This is a genomic window from Bacillus haynesii (assembly GCF_014042035.1).
In the GTDB taxonomy this organism is placed as follows: Bacteria; Bacillota; Bacilli; order Bacillales; family Bacillaceae; genus Bacillus; species Bacillus haynesii.
Window position 1 is genome coordinate 3,276,548 of the sequence record NZ_CP059494.1, and the last position, 17,407, is coordinate 3,293,954.

The window sequence follows — 17,407 nt, forward strand, 5'->3', positions numbered from 1 at the left end:
ATGGCCAGTGGCAGGTGCAAAGAATGGCAGCCTCGTTTTTTGTTCAGCGCGCGATAAAAACTAGTAAAAGTCCACGACGAACAAAAAGGAAAAGGTAATGTAGAAGCGCTAGTAAAGTTTGTTTTGGGCGATCAGATGGCTGAGGGCCGCCTGCCCTGAAGTCGATCATAAAAATGATTCCGCATAAAGCGAATCTCTTATATCATCGAGTGTGTCGACTCTTTTCATAGACTTGGATTGTATATAAAAAATCCTCCTTTCCACGTTTTGTGTAAACAAATCATATCAAGGAGGGTGGGGATGAGCTATGCGGTTTTATTAAAGAAGACTTACATTTTTGTAAGGAACGAAAATTGCACAGTCGTTCCTTTCCCTTCTTCTGAAGCGATGCTCACATCATGATTGAGCTTTTCTGCAATCTCTTTTACAAGGTAGAGGCCGATGCCCGTCGATTCCTGAAAGCGCCGTCCGTTTTCCCCGGTGTAATAAGGCTCAAATACCCGTTTCAAATCTTGTGAAGGAATTCCGACTCCGTAATCTTTGATTTCCAGGACGATGCCTTCACCTTTACGGAATATCGTCATATCAATGCGTTCGCTTCTTCCTGACGAATACTTCACAGCGTTTGTGATGACCTGGCCAACGGCAAATCTAAGCCATTTGCGATCGGAGTAAATAACGGCGTCTTCAGCGAGTACCTGTTTATTGGGATAGACACGGTGCTGTATAAAATAACGTTTATAGCGCTGAATCTGCGAATTAAGCAGCTCGCCAAGTGACACGGCTTCAATTTTAAAATCCTTTTCAAACAGGTCAAGCCTTGATGAATAGAGGAGCGTTTCCAGTCCGTATTCAATCTGCTGGACTTCTTTTTTGATTTGTTTAAAAACGGGTTCGTCCTCTTCCTGGATGATCAGATTGATGACGGAAAGCGGTGTTTTCACCTGATGCACCCATTGATTCATGTAGGTTACCCTGTCTTCCAGCTTGGACTCCATCTCATGTATTTTGCGGTGGTGGAGCCGGCTCAGCTCCATATGTTTTTCATAGAGCTCTGAGCAAAATTCAGACGTCCCCAGAAAAGGAATGTCTGTATCTTTTTGTTCTGAGCCGAGCCATTGGTAGACTCTGTGTTCTTCATACCATTTGTAGAAAAGATAAAGCGCCAGCGCCAGAAGCTGAACGCCGAGAATGTAAAAAAGGTGGGTGAAAGTCTGCATGCCGGCAAACCAATAGTAAAAAAACACGAATCCGCCCTGAAACAGAAACAGAAGGATGAGGACGGCATGTTCTTTTAGAAACAGCTTCATGATTTCGCCCTCAGTTGATACCCTTCGCCCCGCACTGATTCAATTGAGAAGGGCACGCCCATGCTTCGCAATTTTTTGCGAATCCTTGTGATATAGACATTTAACGTGTTTTCATCTACAAATGTATCGGTTTCCCATGTCTTCTCCATTAACCGGTCTCTGCTTGTCACCTTTTCTCCTCTTTCAAGCAGCACTTCCAAGAGTTTGCTTTCCTTTTTTGAAAGCTCGAGCTTCTCATCCCGGTAGCGCAGCTCAAAACGTTCGACAAACAGCTGGACGCTTTCAAATTCAATCACTTTTTCTCCTTGTTTTACGGCGTATTCTCCAAATGCTCTGCGAATTTGGCCTTTAATTTTAGCGAGCACCACCTCATAGGAAAAAGGCTTCTCTATATAATCATCGCCGCCGTTTTCGATCGCCATGACCTGATCCATTTCTCCGCTTCTCGCCGAAATGAAAATGATCGGACAAGTCGAATGCTGACGGATTTGCCGGCACCAGTAGTACCCGTCGTATGACGGCAGATTGATGTCAAGCAATACCAGGTCAGGCTTCTCTTGGAGAAACATTTCAAGGACAGAGGTGAAATCAGTCGCTACAACAGTTTCGTATCCGTATTTTTCTAAATGATCGCGTAAAAGCTTCCGAATGTCTTCGCTGTCCTCGACAATCATGATTTTCGTCATTTTGAACACTCCTATGAACACGTCTCCACTGCCGAAAATGAGCGATTCCATTATAAAAGCGGCAGTGAAGGTCTCTTATGTTAAGAATATCATAAAAAGTTTTTTTTCATGTGAGCGCTTAAGGTTTTTGCACACCAGATCATGATAATTCAGTTTCTGTGAGTTAAAATAGGAATGGACGACTGTCAAAAAAGGAGAGGATCAAATGGCAAAATACAGAGGTTATATCGGAACATATACCAAAGCAGACAGCGAAGGGATTTATACATTTGAGCTTGATACGGAAAAAAAGGCGTTAAGCACGCCGAAGCCGGCAGCAAAGCTGGGCAGTCCGACATATTTGAATATCGCCAAAGACAATGAAATGCTTTATGCAGTGGTCAAAGACGGCGATAAGGGCGGGGTTGCGGCATACCGTGTTGACGGTTCCACAGGAGAGCTGACTTTCGTCAACCAGCAGACCGGGGAAGGACCGTCACCTTGCCACGTCAGCGTCGATCAGAATAACCGTTATGTTCTGTCCGCCAATTACCACAGCGGGACGATCATGGCATACCCTTTAAATGAAAGCCGCGGTCTGCTTGAGCCTTCAGCAAAAGTGCAGCATGAGGGATCAGGACCGCATGAGAGACAGGAAAAAGCGCATACTCATTATTCAGGATTCTCACCTGATGAGAAATATGCAGTAGCCGTCGATCTCGGAACGGATCATATCATCACGTATCAATTGAAAGAGAACCGGCTTGAAGAAGTGAAAAAACACGCTGCTGCACCGGGATCAGGGCCGAGACATATCGAGTTCCATCCGCAGGAAAAGTATGCGTATGTATTAACGGAGCTGAGCAATGAAGTCATCGTGTTGGAATACAACCCTGATTTGGGTGAGTTCAGGGAGATTCAAGTCATTTCGGCATTGCCGGAAGGCTTTGACGGCGCGAGCCAAGGCGGCGCCATCCACATCACAAAAGACGGCAAATTTGTATACGCTTCAAACCGCGGACACGACAGCATCGCCGTCTTCAGCATCAACGAGTATTCGGGCGAACTTTCCCTGATTGAACACGTATCAACTGAAGGGGAGTGGCCGCGCGACTTTGAGATTGATCCTTCAGAGCAATTTTTAATCGCTTCCAACCAGGAAACAGGGACTTTGACATTGTTTGAAAGAGACCTGACAACGGGCCGGCTGACGCTTTTGCAGTCCGGAGTTCCTACTCCTGAAGCAGTTTGTGTGAAATTTTTACATCAATAAAAGCAAAAAAACTTGACTGGCCTTTTTAGCCAGTCAAGTTTTTTCTTTTTTATAACACTTGCAGCATGCGGTTAACCGCTGTCATTTTACCCCGCATCCAGCTCTTTTTTGACTTTGATAAACGCAACCATCTGCTTGATTTCTTCTTCGGAAAGAAGCGTCCCGTCGACTGCCAGCTTGAGCTTATCCCAATCCGTCAGTTCAATAGCTTCGTTTTTAGCCTTTTCATCCCGGGGATCGTCAACTCTGCCGAGCAAAAAGTCGGTGGAGGTATTGAATAAATCAGCGATTTCGATAAGCGCCTCTAAAGAAGGGCGGCGGTAGCCCGATTCATAGCCCGCGTAAGTGCTTTTCGCAATACCGAGGCGGTCGGCAGTATATTGCAATGACCATTTTTTATTTTTTCTCAGTGTTGTTAATCGATCTAAATTCATATCTTACGCTCCTTTTGATACACAGTGATTATAGCACATTATCAGCAAAAGTGTACGCGAAATGAATAAAGTTTCTTGATTATTTCACATTTGAGGACTATAATTGCATTGAAGGTACGCATAAAGCGTATACATTCCTAATGTATCAAGCCTTCTTTGCTAAAATCAATCATGCTTTATACTGTATCAAACTACTTCTTAAAGAGGTGTAGCACATGAAAAAGTTACTGCTGTTGACCACCGGCGGGACCATCGCTTCAGTAGAAGGCGAAAACGGACTGGCTCCGGGGGTTAAAGCGGAAGAGCTTCTCAACTATTTATCTGATGATCATTCAAATTATACGATAGATTGCCAATCTTTAATGGATATAGACAGCACCAACATGCAGCCTGAACACTGGGTGATGATGGCAGAGGCTGTGCATGAGAATTACAGCCGCTACGACGGATTTGTGATCACGCACGGAACCGATACGATGGCCTACACCTCGGCGGCGCTTTCATACATGCTGCAGAATATTGATAAGCCTGTTGCGATTACGGGTTCCCAAGTTCCGATTACATTTAAGAAAACGGATGCGAAAAAAAATATTAAAGATGCGGTCCGCTTTGCGTGCGACGGCATCGGCGGAGTATACGTCGTCTTTGACGGCCGCGTTATTTTAGGCACGAGAGCGATCAAATTAAGAACGAAAAGCTACGATGCATTTGAAAGCATTAATTATCCTTACATCGCTTTTATCCATGACAAGGAAATCGAGTATAACAAACGGGTTCCCGAAGTAAAGCCCGGCGCTTTGAAACTCGATACCTCCTTAAATACCGATGTTTGTCTGGTGAAGCTTCATCCCGGATTAAAGCCTGAGTTTTTTGATTGCCTGAAAGGTTCATATAAAGGTATTGTGATTGAGAGCTATGGAAGCGGCGGCATTCCTTTTGAGAAAAGAAACATTTTAGAAAAAGTGAACGAGCTGATCGATTCCGGAATGGTCGTAGCGATTACGACGCAATGCCTTGAAGAAGGAGAGGATATGAGCATTTACGAGGTCGGCCGCAAGGTAAACCAGGATGCCATTATCCGCTCGAGAAATATGAACACTGAAGCGATCGTTCCGAAGCTGATGTGGGCTTTAGGGAAAACCGGACAACAAGCAGAAGTCAAAAAGATTATGGAAACGCCAATTGCGGACGATATCATCATTTAAAAAAAGAAAGCAGGGTTAAAAAATGAAAGCTGAAATGACATACCGGACGGAAAAGGATTTTCTCGGAGAAAAGAAGATTCCGGCCGATGTCTACTACGGTATTCAGACATTGCGGGCAGCGGAGAACTTTCCGATTACAGGATATAAAATCCACGAAGAAATGATCAAGGCGCTGGCAGTGGTGAAAAAAGCGGCGGCGCTTGCCAACATGGAGACAAAACGTCTTTATAAAGGCCTTGGAGATGCCATCGTCCAAGCCGCTGATGAGATCCTTGAAGGAAAGCTGCATGATCAATTCATCGTCGATCCGATTCAAGGCGGTGCAGGCACTTCAATGAATATGAACGCGAATGAAGTCATTGGAAACCGTGCACTTGAACTGCTCGGCCACAAGAAAGGCGAATATATTCATCTGAGTCCGAATACGCACGTCAATATGTCCCAATCGACAAACGACGTATTCCCGACGGCGATTCATATTTCAACGCTTAAGCTGCTGGAAAAGCTGCTGGATACAATGGAATATATGCTTGATGCGTTTAAGAAAAAAGCACGCGACTTTGACCACGTCATTAAAATGGGCCGCACCCACCTTCAAGACGCCGTGCCGATCCGTCTTGGGCAGGAATTTGAAGCCTACAGCCGCGTGATCGAACGCGACATCAAACGGATTAAACAATCGCGCCAGCATCTGTATGAAGTCAATATGGGCGCTACCGCGGTTGGAACGGGATTGAACGCGGATCCGCGCTATATCGAAAATGTCGTCAAGCACTTGGCTGAAATCAGCGGTCTTCCGCTTGTCGGCGCTGACCATCTGGTGGATGCGACGCAAAATACGGACGCTTATACAGAAGTTTCAGCTGCATTAAAAGTGTGCATGATGAACATGTCGAAAATCGCAAACGACCTTCGGTTGATGGCATCAGGTCCGCGCGCAGGACTTGCCGAGATTTCTCTTCCGGCAAGACAGCCGGGGTCATCTATCATGCCGGGGAAAGTCAATCCGGTTATGGCCGAGCTGATCAACCAAATCGCATTCCAAGTCATCGGAAACGACCATACGATCTGCCTTGCTTCTGAAGCCGGACAGCTCGAACTGAACGTGATGGAGCCTGTGCTTGTCTTTAATCTCCTGCAATCCATCAGCATCATGAACAACGGATTCCGTTCGTTTACCGATCATTGTGTAGAAGGTATTGAAGCGAATGAAAAACGCTTAAAAGCGTACGTGGAAAAAAGCGCCGGCGTCATTACTGCGGTCAACCCGCATCTTGGCTACGAAGCAGCTGCAAGAATTGCGAGAGAAGCCATTTTAACAGGGCAATCCGTCCGTGACCTCTGTCTTCAAAACGATGTGTTGACAGAAGAAGAGCTTGATCTGATTTTGAATCCTTATGAAATGACAAAACCGGGGATTGCCGGGGCTGAACTTTTAAATCGGGATTAAGCTGGAAAAACAGTATGCGAAAACACTCTGAAGCATTTTACCGGGATAGAAACACAGAGTGTTTTCGCTTTCCTTCAATAACTTTATGATGTGAAAGGAAGACAGCGGTGAAGTGGTACCGTGTCAGCCTTTTTCATGGTATACTGTTCGTTGTTAGTTAAATTTTTAAGAAAAAATTGAAGCAGATTGCTATTTTTATGTAGTTTATTTTGAAAGCGTTTCAATAATTAAGGGGGATTTAGGTTGAAAACAACACGGTTGCCATCAATGTTGGAAATCATTTGTGTATTAGGTGCATTTTTAGCGATAGTTTGTTCATTTACAGTCAAATTCGATCTGCCGATTCAGCTGGCATTGTTTATTTCATGGTTCTTAGTGATTTTGCTCGGTCTGCGCCTGGGGCACCGGTATGAAGATTTGCAAAAATCGATTACAAACGGAATTTCAAATGGACTTGAAGCGATATTGATCCTGATTGCCGTCGGCGCTCTGATCGGCACATGGATAGCCGGCGGTGTTGTGCCGACTTTGATTTATTACGGGCTTGAGTTTATCCATCCGAGCATATTCCTGCTCGCCACGCTCATTATTTGTTCGATCACATCTGTTGCCACAGGTACGTCTTGGGGCACAGTAGGAACGGCCGGGATCGCCATGATGGCAATCGGGGAAGGGCTGGGGCTTCCGCTTCCGCTTGTAGCCGGAGCCGTGCTGTCCGGAGCCTACTTTGGAGATAAATTATCGCCGCTTTCTGATAGTACGGTGCTTGCGTCATCCCTTTCAAAGGTCGAAGTGATTACCCATGTCAGAGCGATGCTGTACTTGTCGGTTCCCGCTTATTTGATCACGGCGGTCCTGTTTACCATCACCGGCTTTATATACGGAGGCCGAAATGTTGATTTGGAAAAAGTTGAATTTTTGAAAGCTTCTTTGCAGAACACGTTTGATATTCATATTTGGATGCTTGTTCCGGCTATTGTCGTCATTGTTCTTTTAGCGATGAGAAAGCCTTCTGTGCCGACGATCGCGATCGGCGCACTTTTGGGCGCGATCTGGGCTGCGGTCTTCCAAGGCATGAACTTTGCGGATGCGATCGGCACAGCATACAACGGCTTTTCCATCGACACCGGGATCAAATTTATGGACGAGCTCTTAAACCGCGGAGGAATTCAGGGCATGCTCGGTTCAGTCGTCGTCATCATTCTCGGTCTGGGCTTTGGCGGCCTCTTGGAGCACTTAGGCGTTCTAAAAGTGATCGTTTCCAAGTTCCAGCAAAAACTGACTTCTGCCGGCAACGTCACATTCTCGACGATTATCGTCGCCTTCTTGGCAAATGTGTTCGGCTGCGCGATGTATGTCTCGCTCATTTTAACGCCGAAGATTATGGAGAAAAGCTATGACAAGCTCGGAATTGACCGGAGGGTGCTGTCCAGAAACGCGGAAGTCGGCGGAACGATGACGTCGGGCATGGTGCCGTGGTCAGACAACGGCATATATATGGCGGGGATTCTCGGCGTGTCCACCTTCTCTTACCTGCCCTTCATGTGGCTGAGCTTTGTTTCAATCGGACTTGCGATTTTGTACGGATACACAGGTAAATTTATTTGGTATACCGATAAAAAAGACTCGCCGGTTCAGTAGCCGATTTTAAAACAATTGATGGAGGTATTCTGTTATGAATGGCAACAATATTATTCGGAATTTGATGCTGGAAATCCCTTCAGCACCCGGAAACCTTGGAAAGGTGACAACGGCGATCGGCCTTGCCGGCGGTGATATCGGAGAGGTTGAAACGATCAAGGTAGGGCCGAATTATACGATGCGGAACATTACGGTTCAAGTTGAACATGAAGAACAGCTTACCGAGATTCTTGAAGTGATCCGCAACTTAAAAGAAGGCATCCACCTTCATACCGTTTCAGATGATGTATTGGCTGCACATGAAGGCGGCAAAATCCGCATGAAAAGCAAGATGCCGATTCGCTCGCTCGCTGATCTGCGGCGGGTGTATACGCCAGGTGTCGCGAATGTGTGCGAGCTTATTAAAGAAGAGCCGCAAAAAGCGAATATCTATACCGGAATCGGCAATTCAGTTGCAATTGTAACGGACGGCACGGCGATCCTTGGCTTAGGAGACATAGGGCCTGTGGCGGGAATGCCTGTTATGGAAGGGAAGGCCGCACTTTTCGACCAGCTTGCGGACATCAGCGGGGTACCGATTCTGCTCGACACGAATGATCCTGACGAAATCGTGAGGACGGTTAAAAACATCGCGCCCGGATTTAGCGGCATTTTGCTTGAAGACATCGGTTCCCCGCATTGTTTTGAAATCGAAGAGCGCCTGAAAAACGACCTGAATATTCCGGTCATGCATGACGACCAGCACGGTACTGCGGTGGTGACACTGGCGGCCGCCATTTCAGCAGCCAAGAGTGCCGGGGTCGATCTGAAGCAAGCCCATGTCGGCCAAATCGGCCTGGGCGCGGCGGGGGTCGCGATCTGCAGGATGTTTATGGCATATGGAGTAAAACGTGTTGTCGGAACGGATAAATCGCTTGAGGCGATGGCGCGTTTAGAGAACTATGGCGGCCATGCGGCTGAAAGCATTGAAGAATTGATGGAAAGCTGTGATATCATCGTCGCGACAACCGGTGTTCCGGGATTGATCAATAAGAAATGGGTTCGGGAAGGCCAGGTGATTTTGGCTCTGTCCAATCCGAAGCCGGAGATTGAGCCTGAGGATGCGCTCGAGGCCGGGGCAGCCTACGCTGCGGACGGACGGTCTGTCAACAATGTGCTGGGATTCCCCGGTATTTTCAGGGGCGTGTTAAATGCCGGAGCGGATTCGATCAGCCACCCGATGCTGGTTGCGGCCGCCGAAGCGATCGCATCCTGCACAAAACAAGGCGATCTTGTGCCTCATCCGCTGAACCCTGAAGTTCACGAGATTGTGGCCAAAGCAGTCGAAAGGGTCGCACTTTCAGAAATGGGAAAATAAACGGATAAAGAAAACAGCTGCTGTTTTATCGCAATACGGATAAAGCGGCAGCTGTTTTTCTTGCGAATGGTAACGGCGGTTCTACAGATTGAAAATGAATATATAAAATATTCGGTTCTGTAAACATCCAATGATTGTGGAGAGCGCTGATGATGATGCCCTGATCGACAAGCTTTTTTGTAAACAGCGGAACTTCTTCAGGCAAAATGGCGACTTCGGCCATATTCAAGGCGATTCCGTTTTGATCGAGCGATTCGAACATGATTTCTTCCATGCCGACTCCCCGGCTTGGTCTTCCTTGAATCGTGACACGCAAATTCCGTTTGATGCTGACAGAACAAACACCGTGTTCAATGTGCGCCTCTCCATTTAAAATATGTCCAAATTGCCGGCAAAGCGAATGAAAACTTTGCATCCGGTGAACCTCCATTTTTAAAGTTACCACGATTTTATGAAGGGAGCCCGCATATTTAGAATCCTTTAAAAATGGACGATCCTTTTATTTGATGATTTCTTCACCGCCCGGCTTGTTAGCATAGTGGTACATGAAGCCCATCATAAACGCGCCTCCGATCAGGTTCCCGAGTGTTACCGGAATTAAGTTATGGATTGCACCTGCAATCGAAATCGTATCCGGATGCTCGGTCACCAGGGAGACGGCAAAAGTGGCCATGTTCGCGATGCTGTGTTCATAACCGGAAATAAAGAAAGTAAAAACAAACAGCATCATAGAGAACATTTTTGCTCCGTCTCCTTTTTGCGCCATCGGAACAAAAAACGCAAGACAGACAAGCCAGTTACACAGAATCGCTTTGAAGAACAATTCGGTCACCGGCGTATTCATTTTATGCTCCGCCACGCTGAGAATAAAGCCGGTGGAAGAAGGATCCTTAAATAAGCCGGTCGCAAAGATGAGGCCTGCGAAAAAAACGGCGCCTATTAAATTTCCTGCATAGCTGAACATCCACAGCTTGATAACAGTGGGCCATCGCATTTTTTTACGAAGCGCAGCCAATGTATAATAAAATGTATTTCCCGTAAATAAATCTCCCCCGCCATAGACGATCAGAATAATGGCGCCCCCAAATGTGATGGCTGCAATTGGATATGTGAACGGAGAATGTTCAACATAAAAGAGATTCCCCGTTTTAAACGCTACAATGACTCCGAACCCGATAAACATACTGGCCAGCATAGCCCGTAAAAGATAGCGAAGCGGGCTTTGCATAAAAATGCTTTGCTTTTTTAAAGCAAGCTCTTCGACAAGAACAAGTGATTTTGATTCCATGTTTTCCACCACCATCAAGTGTTTACTTAAGAAGTTTCTATCATAAATACAACCTAAGTATAGCAGGATATTGTGAAACGTTTCACAAATTTTGTGTATTTTGTTTGAACAAATGTATGGTTCGATTTTCATAGAATAAACAAGGTATCGTTATTGTTTATTCCTACGTAATAAATATTCCCTTCGTTAAAAGTCAGAGGGGGCGGCGTTTTGTATATGACCAGCGGGACCGGTTTCAAATTGATATGCAAGATGGCTGTGCAGAGAGGAATCTCAAACATACAGTGCAGTCAGCCGGTGCCGCGTGAAGGCTTAGTGGGGATAAATCAGCAAATGAATGAAGGGACTGCACAGAAGGCGGAAGGAAGGTTTCACAGATTGGACAAAATAGCAGGACGTTCTGTAAGGCGGGCGCGCACTGAAGGAAAACACCGAATTTGCTGTATTGCATATAACGGTATTCTTTTGATGCGACAGGCTTTGCACAAAGAATCACAGTCGTTGAATGAGGAAATGCTCCACATGGATTCGGGGCATTTTTCTTATACCGATTTAGTTCTTGATAACCACCATGTCACAAAATAGCTATAATTCCTTCGTATAATTGTCACAATGACATCCATTAATTAGGAAAAATATACTTTATTTAAGAAGGATTTCGCGGTAAAGTACAGGTATAAATAACCATCCGGATAATAACAGAACAACAATGTGGGCTGAGGTCACCCTTTTGTCTGTGACAATGATCATATTCATAAGATGTATGTGAAACTTTGAGCAAGGGGGATGCCCTTTTGGCAACGAGTCCGGCTAGAACAAAGAGGAGGAGACTGGAACAGTGGACGAACTCATTTTGGCAAGATTTCAATTTGCTTCAACAACGATCTTTCACTTTATTTTTGTACCGATGTCAATCGGGCTTGTCTTTATGGTTGCTTTAATGGAAACCCTTTATGTCGTAAAGAAAAAAGACATTTACAGAACGATGGCTAAATTTTGGGGGCACTTATTTTTAATTAATTTTGCAGTCGGTGTGGTCACCGGGATTTTACAGGAATTTCAGTTCGGAATGAACTGGTCGGAGTACTCCCGCTTTGTCGGTGATGTATTCGGCGCTCCGCTCGCGGTGGAAGCGCTGCTCGCTTTCTTTATGGAATCGACGTTTATCGGTTTGTGGATATTCGGCTGGGATCGGCTTCCGCAGAAGATTCATTTGCTGTCCATCTGGCTTGTTTCTCTTGGAACGATCATGTCGGCGTTTTGGATTTTGGCGGCCAACTCGTTTATGCAGGAGCCTGTCGGATTCGCGATTAAAAACGGCCGCGCGGAAATGACCGATTTCTTTGCGATTATTAAAAACCCGCAGCTATGGGTTGAATTTCCGCACGTCATTTTCGGTGCGCTTGCCACTGGGGCATTTTTCATTGCCGGCGTCAGCGCGTATAAAATGCTGAAAAAACAAGAATTGCTCTTTTTTAAAAAATCCTTTCAAATCGCGATGATTGTGGCGCTTGTTTCTGGCATCGGCGTAGCGTTCAGCGGACATGAGCAGGCACAGCATCTGATGAAGAGCCAGCCGATGAAAATGGCTGCCAGCGAAGCGCTTTGGGATGACAGCGGCGATCCGGCAGCTTGGACGGTGCTTGCGAACATTGACACGGACAAGCAGGAAAACAAATCCGAGCTCAGCATCCCCTATGCGCTCAGCTATTTGGCTTATAAACAGTTCAGCGGCGATGTGCCTGGAATGAAGACACTGCAAAAGCAATATGAAGAAAAATACGGAGAAGGAAATTATATTCCACCGGTGAAAACGACGTTCTGGAGTTTCAGAATCATGGCTGGTTCAGGGCTTTTAATGATCGTTGCCGCTTTGACGGGTCTTTATCTCAGCTTCCGCAAAAGACTCGAAACAAGCAAATGGTTCTTGCGGACAATGGTGGCTTTGATCGCCTTTCCATTCATTGCAAATACGGCGGGGTGGATCATGACTGAAATCGGACGCCAGCCATGGACGGTGTTCGGTATTTTGACAACGGCGCAGTCCGTGTCTCCGAACGTATCAGCGGGAATGCTGCTGTTCTCTGTCATCGCGTTTACAGCGATTTATCTTGTACTGGCGCTCGTTCTTGTCTACTTGTTTGTACGGGAGATTAAAAAAGGGGCTGCACACCATGACCACCATCATGATGATTCCGTATCGACAGACCCGTTTGATCAGGAGGTTTACCATGGTATCTCTTAATGAACTTTGGTTTATATTAGTCGCTGTGCTGTTCATCGGTTTTTTCTTTCTTGAAGGCTTTGATTTCGGCGTCGGAATGGCGACCCGGTTTCTCGGACGCAACGAGCTTGAACGAAGGGTGATGATCAATACGATCGGCCCTTTCTGGGATGCCAATGAAGTCTGGCTGCTGACCGGGGGAGGCGCGATTTTCGCCGCTTTTCCGAACTGGTATGCCACGATGTTCAGCGGATATTACATTCCGTTTGTCTTTGTTCTTCTTGCATTGATCGGCCGCGGGGTCGCATTTGAATTTAGAGGAAAAGTCGAAACCGCAAAATGGAAGAAAACATGGGATTGGGTCGTATTTTTCGGCAGCATCCTGCCCCCGTTTTTGTTCGGTGTTTTGTTTACCAGCATCTTGCGCGGCATGCCGATCGATGCCGATATGAATCTGCACGCCGGTTTTACTGATTATGTGAACGTCTATTCCGTGACAGGGGGAGTCACCGTTACGCTTCTCTGCCTGCTGCATGGACTGATCTTTATAACATTGAGAACGGAAGCCGATTTGCGTGACCGGGCAAGACAGCTGGCCAGAAAAGTCGTATTTGCCGTTTTGGCGGCGCTTGTTGCCTTTGTTGCTTTATCCATTTTTGAAACGGACTTGTTCACTGGCAGGGGACATGTGACGATACCGCTTGCGGCTCTGATTGTCGTTTGTTATGTGCTGTCGATCGTGTTTATGAAACAAAAACGCGACGGCTGGACATTTGCCATGACGGGTGCGGGGATCGCTCTTACAGTGGCGACGATTTTCACTGCACTGTTCCCGCGCGTCATGATCAGCTCGGTTAAAAGCGCATATGATTTAACCGTTTATAATGCTTCATCAGGCGACTATTCTTTAAAGGTTATGACGATCGTCGCGCTGTCACTGCTTCCGTTCGTGCTGGGCTATCAGATCTGGAGCTACTATGTTTTTAGAAAACGGGTCAGCAGTAAGGAGCCAATGATTTATTAATGGGAAAAGATCTTTTGCAATATAAAGGGATGAAACGAATTCTTGCAGTACTCACTGTACTGACATGCATGCAGGGCGCCGCCATTATCATGCAGGCCGAATGGCTTGCTGAAGCGGTGACCCGCCTTTTTAACGGTGAGCGGGTCGGTTCGCTCTTTCCGCTGATCATCTTATTTACCGCCGCTTTTTTATTCCGCCATGCCGTGACCCTTGTCAGGCAAAGGCTGATTTTTGATTATGCCGCCGAGACAGGAGCCGCCATGCGGAAAAAGTTTTTGGAGAAGCTTTTCCGATCCGGCCCCAGGCTGGCGCGAAAAGAAGGAACCGGTCATGTCGTCACACTCGCGATGGAAGGAATTGCACAGTTCCGCCGCTATTTGGAGCTGTTTTTGCCTAAAATGGTCAGCATGGCCGTTATACCTCCGGCGGTTGTCTGTTATGTCTTTTTTAAAGACACATCTTCCGCTGCTGTCTTAATCATTACGATGCCGATTTTAATCGCTTTTATGATCCTTCTCGGGTATGCGGCAAAAAGAAAAGCGGACAGCCAATGGAAGACGTATGAGATGCTTTCAAATCATTTTACAGATTCCCTGCGCGGCCTGGAAACTTTGAAAGTGCTGGGTATCAGCCGTTCACATACTAAGAATATTTTTCATGTGAGTGAACGGTACAGGAAGGCGACGATGAGCACGCTTAAGATCGCCTTTCTGTCATCGTTTGCACTTGATTTTTTCACCATGCTGTCCGTGGCAACCGTTGCCGTTTTTCTCGGTCTCGGTCTTGTTGACGGCACCATCATGCTGGAGCCGGCTCTTGCAATTCTGATTCTTGCGCCTGAATTTTTTCTTCCTGTCCGGGAAGTCGGCAATGACTATCATGCTACATTGAACGGTCGGGAAGCCGGTAAAGCGATCAAGGCGATATTGGATTCGCCCGGTTTCAAGGATGAGGAGCCTTTGGATCTGCAGCGATGGTCCGACGATGATCAAATCGAGTTCAAGGGTGTAGATGTGCGGCATGAAGATGAGAAAAACTGCTCTTTATCCGGCATTTCTCTATCGTTTAAAGGAAAGAAAAAAATCGGCATCATCGGGGAAAGCGGTGCCGGAAAATCTACGCTTATCGATGTGCTCGGCGGCTTCCTGGAAACGAAAAACGGCGTTATCAAAGTCGGGGGAAAAGAGAGGACGCATTTGCAGACAGACAGCTGGCAAAACCAGCTCCTGTATATTCCGCAGCATCCCTATATCTTTCCTGATACGCTCGAAGCTAATATCCGTTTTTATCATCCCGGCGCTTCTGACGAAGACGTTGAACAGGCAGCAAGAGCCGCCGGGCTGTCGGAGCTGATTGATCAGCTTCCGTGCGGCTTGAAAGAACGGATCGGTGAAGCCGGGAGGGCATTAAGCGGTGGACAGGCACAGCGTACAGCCGTTGCCCGGGCTTTTTTGGGCAACCGCCCGATTCTCCTTTTAGATGAGCCGACCGCTCACTTGGATATCGAGACAGAATACGAGTTGAAAAAAACGATGCTGAAACTGTTTGAAGACAAGCTGGTTTTTTTGGCAACCCATCGCCTTCACTGGATGCTTGATATGGATGAAATTATCGTGCTGAAAGATGGGCAGGTGGCTGAAACCGGTACACATCAAGAACTGATTGAAAAGCAGGGTGTTTATTACGAGCTTGTGCAGGCGCAGTCGTTTGGAGGTGCATCATGAACAATGAAGATGGGTGGATTCTGCCCTATATCAAGAAAAATATAAGGCTTTTGATCATTGTCGTGTTGCTTGGCGGGGTGACTGCATGCTCGGCGGCTGCTCTCATGTTTACCTCCGGTTATTTAATATCTAAAGCGGCTACGCGTCCGGAAAATGTTTTGATGATCTATGTCCCGATCGTAGCGGTACGCACCTTCGGGATTCTGCGCTCGGTGTCGCGTTATGTTGAGCGGTTGACCGGACACCATATCATCTTGAAAATTTTATCCGATATGCGCGTCAGGCTTTACAGAATGCTCGAACCCCAAGCTTTAAAATGGCGTGAACGCTTACGAACGGGGGATATGCTCGGCATGTTGGCCGACGATGTTGAGCATTTGCAGGACATGTATTTGAGAACGGTATTTCCCGGGCTGTCGGCGCTTCTTTTATATGGCATATTCATCACTGCTATCGGCTTTTTTTCATGGCCTTTTGCAGGACTGATCGCGATCTATGCCGCGGTTTTCGTGTTTCTTGTTCCGCTTGTTTCCCTGCTTGTGACAAGGGCAAAAAATGTTGCGCTGAAAAGAGGGCGAAGCCTCTTGTACCGTCAGCTGACAGACGCGGTCATGGGCGTGAGCGACTGGGTTTTCAGCGGCCGGCAAAACGACTTCGTCCATGCGTATGAAGCGGCAGAACAGGAATGGCTGGCAATCGAAAGGAAACGGATGCGCTTCAGTCGGTGGAGGGACTTTGCCATACAATGCCTGGCGGCAGGACTTGTTCTTATAATGTTGATATGGGCGGGCGGACAAAGCGCGGAAGGCGCTCTGGCTCCTGTGTTTATTGCGGCGTTTGTTCTTGTTGTGTTTCCTTTGACGGAAGCGTTCTTTCCGCTTTCAGACGCAGCGGCGTCAATCCCTGAGTATCAGGATTCTTTAGAAAGAATGGACGGGCTTGAGCCGTCGAAAAGGGAAGAAATTGGAGCCGCTGTTCAGCAGGAACGGGCGGAGGCCTTAGGTTTGGACGATGTCACGCTTCGCTTTGAAGATGTTTCTTTTTCTTATAAGCAAGGCCATCCAGTGTTGGACGGTGTTTCATTTATATTAAAACAGGGTGAAAAGACCGCTTTGCTTGGCCCGAGCGGTGCGGGTAAATCGACGATCTTGTCGTTGATACAAGGGGCGCTCGCTCCTTCTAAAGGAAACATTACATTGAACGGCATTTCAGCGCAGTCTCTTCAGGGAGAAATCTCACGCGTAGTCTCCGTTTTTAATCAGCAGCCGCATCTGTTTGATACGACGGTTTTGAATAATATCCGGCTCGGGAACCCTGACGCGAGTGATGAGGATGTGTATTGGGCGACGCGCCAGGTGAAGCTTCACGATTATATTCAGTCTCTTCCCGAAGGATATCATACATCTGTTCAGGAAACGGGCATCCGTTTTTCAGGCGGAGAACGTCAGCGGATTGCATTGGCGCGGATTCTGCTGCAGGATGCGCCAATCGTTGTATTGGATGAACCGACCGTAGGCCTTGATCCTAAAACAGAGAAGGAGCTTCTATCAACGATGTTTCAAGTGCTTGATGGAAAGACTGTTCTATGGATCACCCACCATTTGGCAGGAGCCGAAGCAGCCGACCGAATTCTGTTTTTAGACCAAGGGAAGCTTGTAATGGCAGGGAGCCATCAGCAGCTTTTGGAAAACAATCCGCGCTATTCAAGACTTTATCGTCTGGATGCGCCTGTCGGCCGGCTTTCTTAGTTGAAAACCGCCAAAGACAGCTTCTAGTTGTGAAGCTGTCTTTTTTATATGAATTTAAAATGGT

15 protein-coding genes are annotated in these 17,407 nt (G+C 46.9%); 10 read left to right on the forward strand and 5 right to left on the reverse strand.

Annotated features, from left to right (window positions below; genetic code table 11):
- Positions 1-329: 329 nt before the first annotated feature.
- Both H2R00_RS16200 and H2R00_RS16205 read right to left on the reverse strand, forming a co-directional pair.
- A complete protein-coding gene (locus H2R00_RS16200) occupies positions 330-1,310 on the reverse strand; it encodes a sensor histidine kinase (RefSeq protein WP_154996129.1) in 981 nt (326 codons plus the stop codon).
- The gene (locus tag H2R00_RS16205) at positions 1,307-1,996 is read right to left on the reverse strand and encodes a response regulator transcription factor (RefSeq protein ID WP_182069814.1); all 690 of its coding nucleotides are present in this window, start codon (positions 1,994-1,996) and stop codon (positions 1,307-1,309) included. The genes H2R00_RS16200 and H2R00_RS16205 overlap by 4 nt, the downstream gene beginning before the upstream one ends.
- 205 nt (positions 1,997-2,201) lie before the next feature.
- Here H2R00_RS16205 and H2R00_RS16210 point away from each other — a divergent pair, with 205 nt between their 5' ends.
- Positions 2,202-3,248 carry a lactonase family protein gene (locus H2R00_RS16210; protein ID WP_182069816.1) on the forward strand — a complete coding sequence of 349 codons (1,047 nt, stop codon included), beginning with the start codon at positions 2,202-2,204 and terminating at the stop codon, positions 3,246-3,248.
- 86 nt (positions 3,249-3,334) lie between these two features.
- Here H2R00_RS16210 and H2R00_RS16215 read toward each other — a convergent pair whose 3' ends face one another.
- The gene (locus tag H2R00_RS16215) at positions 3,335-3,682 is read right to left on the reverse strand and encodes a helix-turn-helix domain-containing protein (protein ID WP_043926859.1); all 348 of its coding nucleotides are present in this window, start codon (positions 3,680-3,682) and stop codon (positions 3,335-3,337) included.
- A gap of 215 nt (positions 3,683-3,897) precedes the next feature.
- Between H2R00_RS16215 and H2R00_RS16220 the strand changes: the two genes are divergently transcribed.
- From H2R00_RS16220 to H2R00_RS16235, 4 genes are all read left to right on the forward strand, one after another.
- Positions 3,898-4,887 (forward strand): asparaginase, encoded by a 990-nt coding sequence (locus H2R00_RS16220; RefSeq protein ID WP_154997233.1) that lies wholly within the window; start codon positions 3,898-3,900, stop codon positions 4,885-4,887.
- Between the two features lie 22 nt (positions 4,888-4,909).
- Entirely contained in the window at positions 4,910-6,337 is a 1,428-nt protein-coding gene (aspA, locus tag H2R00_RS16225) for an aspartate ammonia-lyase (RefSeq protein ID WP_043926861.1), read from the forward strand.
- Positions 6,338-6,580: 243 nt separating this feature from the next.
- Positions 6,581-7,978: a Na+/H+ antiporter NhaC gene (nhaC, locus tag H2R00_RS16230; RefSeq protein ID WP_154997231.1), complete on the forward strand. Its 1,398-nt coding sequence runs from the start codon at positions 6,581-6,583 to the stop codon at positions 7,976-7,978.
- Positions 7,979-8,012: 34 nt separating this feature from the next.
- The gene (locus tag H2R00_RS16235; protein ID WP_182069818.1) at positions 8,013-9,335 is read left to right on the forward strand and encodes an NAD-dependent malic enzyme; all 1,323 of its coding nucleotides are present in this window, start codon (positions 8,013-8,015) and stop codon (positions 9,333-9,335) included.
- A gap of 25 nt (positions 9,336-9,360) precedes the next feature.
- Here the strand turns inward: H2R00_RS16235 and H2R00_RS16240 are convergent, their stop codons facing one another.
- Positions 9,361-9,750, reverse strand: coding sequence for a DUF1259 domain-containing protein (locus H2R00_RS16240; RefSeq protein ID WP_182069820.1), 390 nt, complete (start codon positions 9,748-9,750; stop codon positions 9,361-9,363).
- An 84-nt stretch (positions 9,751-9,834) separates the two neighbouring features.
- Positions 9,835-10,623 carry a formate/nitrite transporter family protein gene (locus H2R00_RS16245; RefSeq protein ID WP_154997225.1) on the reverse strand — a complete coding sequence of 263 codons (789 nt, stop codon included), beginning with the start codon at positions 10,621-10,623 and terminating at the stop codon, positions 9,835-9,837.
- Positions 10,624-10,833: 210 nt separating this feature from the next.
- Between H2R00_RS16245 and H2R00_RS16250 the strand changes: the two genes are divergently transcribed.
- The 5 genes from H2R00_RS16250 to cydC all read left to right on the forward strand — a co-directional run bounded on the left by H2R00_RS16250 (position 10,834) and on the right by cydC (position 17,343).
- Complete coding sequence (locus H2R00_RS16250) at positions 10,834-11,208, forward strand: hypothetical protein (protein WP_154997223.1); 375 nt, start codon at positions 10,834-10,836, stop codon at positions 11,206-11,208.
- Positions 11,209-11,461: 253 nt separating this feature from the next.
- The gene (locus H2R00_RS16255) at positions 11,462-12,868 is read left to right on the forward strand and encodes a cytochrome ubiquinol oxidase subunit I (protein WP_154997221.1); all 1,407 of its coding nucleotides are present in this window, start codon (positions 11,462-11,464) and stop codon (positions 12,866-12,868) included.
- Complete coding sequence (gene cydB / locus H2R00_RS16260; protein WP_043926870.1) at positions 12,855-13,871, forward strand: cytochrome d ubiquinol oxidase subunit II; 1,017 nt, start codon at positions 12,855-12,857, stop codon at positions 13,869-13,871. The genes H2R00_RS16255 and cydB overlap by 14 nt, the downstream gene beginning before the upstream one ends.
- Positions 13,871-15,595: a thiol reductant ABC exporter subunit CydD gene (gene cydD / locus H2R00_RS16265; RefSeq protein WP_154997219.1), complete on the forward strand. Its 1,725-nt coding sequence runs from the start codon at positions 13,871-13,873 to the stop codon at positions 15,593-15,595. The genes cydB and cydD overlap by 1 nt, the downstream gene beginning before the upstream one ends.
- On the forward strand, positions 15,592-17,343 hold the full coding sequence (gene cydC / locus H2R00_RS16270) for a thiol reductant ABC exporter subunit CydC (RefSeq protein ID WP_154997217.1): 1,752 nt from the start codon (positions 15,592-15,594) through the stop codon (positions 17,341-17,343). Before cydD ends, cydC begins: the two co-directional genes overlap by 4 nt.
- Positions 17,344-17,407: the final 64 nt, after the last annotated feature.

Coding starts and splice junctions, on each gene's coding strand:
- H2R00_RS16200 (WP_154996129.1), bottom strand. CDS start 1,310: ATGAAGCTGTTTCTAAAAGAACATGCCGTCCTCATCCTTCTGTTTCTG.
- H2R00_RS16205 (WP_182069814.1), bottom strand. CDS start 1,996: ATGACGAAAATCATGATTGTCGAGGACAGCGAAGACATTCGGAAGCTT.
- H2R00_RS16210 (WP_182069816.1), top strand. CDS start 2,202: ATGGCAAAATACAGAGGTTATATCGGAACATATACCAAAGCAGACAGC.
- H2R00_RS16215 (WP_043926859.1), bottom strand. CDS start 3,682: ATGAATTTAGATCGATTAACAACACTGAGAAAAAATAAAAAATGGTCA.
- H2R00_RS16220 (WP_154997233.1), top strand. CDS start 3,898: ATGAAAAAGTTACTGCTGTTGACCACCGGCGGGACCATCGCTTCAGTA.
- aspA (WP_043926861.1), top strand. CDS start 4,910: ATGAAAGCTGAAATGACATACCGGACGGAAAAGGATTTTCTCGGAGAA.
- H2R00_RS16235 (WP_182069818.1), top strand. CDS start 8,013: ATGAATGGCAACAATATTATTCGGAATTTGATGCTGGAAATCCCTTCA.
- H2R00_RS16240 (WP_182069820.1), bottom strand. CDS start 9,750: ATGCAAAGTTTTCATTCGCTTTGCCGGCAATTTGGACATATTTTAAAT.
- H2R00_RS16245 (WP_154997225.1), bottom strand. CDS start 10,623: ATGGAATCAAAATCACTTGTTCTTGTCGAAGAGCTTGCTTTAAAAAAG.
- cydB (WP_043926870.1), top strand. CDS start 12,855: ATGGTATCTCTTAATGAACTTTGGTTTATATTAGTCGCTGTGCTGTTC.
- cydD (WP_154997219.1), top strand. CDS start 13,871: ATGGGAAAAGATCTTTTGCAATATAAAGGGATGAAACGAATTCTTGCA.
- cydC (WP_154997217.1), top strand. CDS start 15,592: ATGAACAATGAAGATGGGTGGATTCTGCCCTATATCAAGAAAAATATA.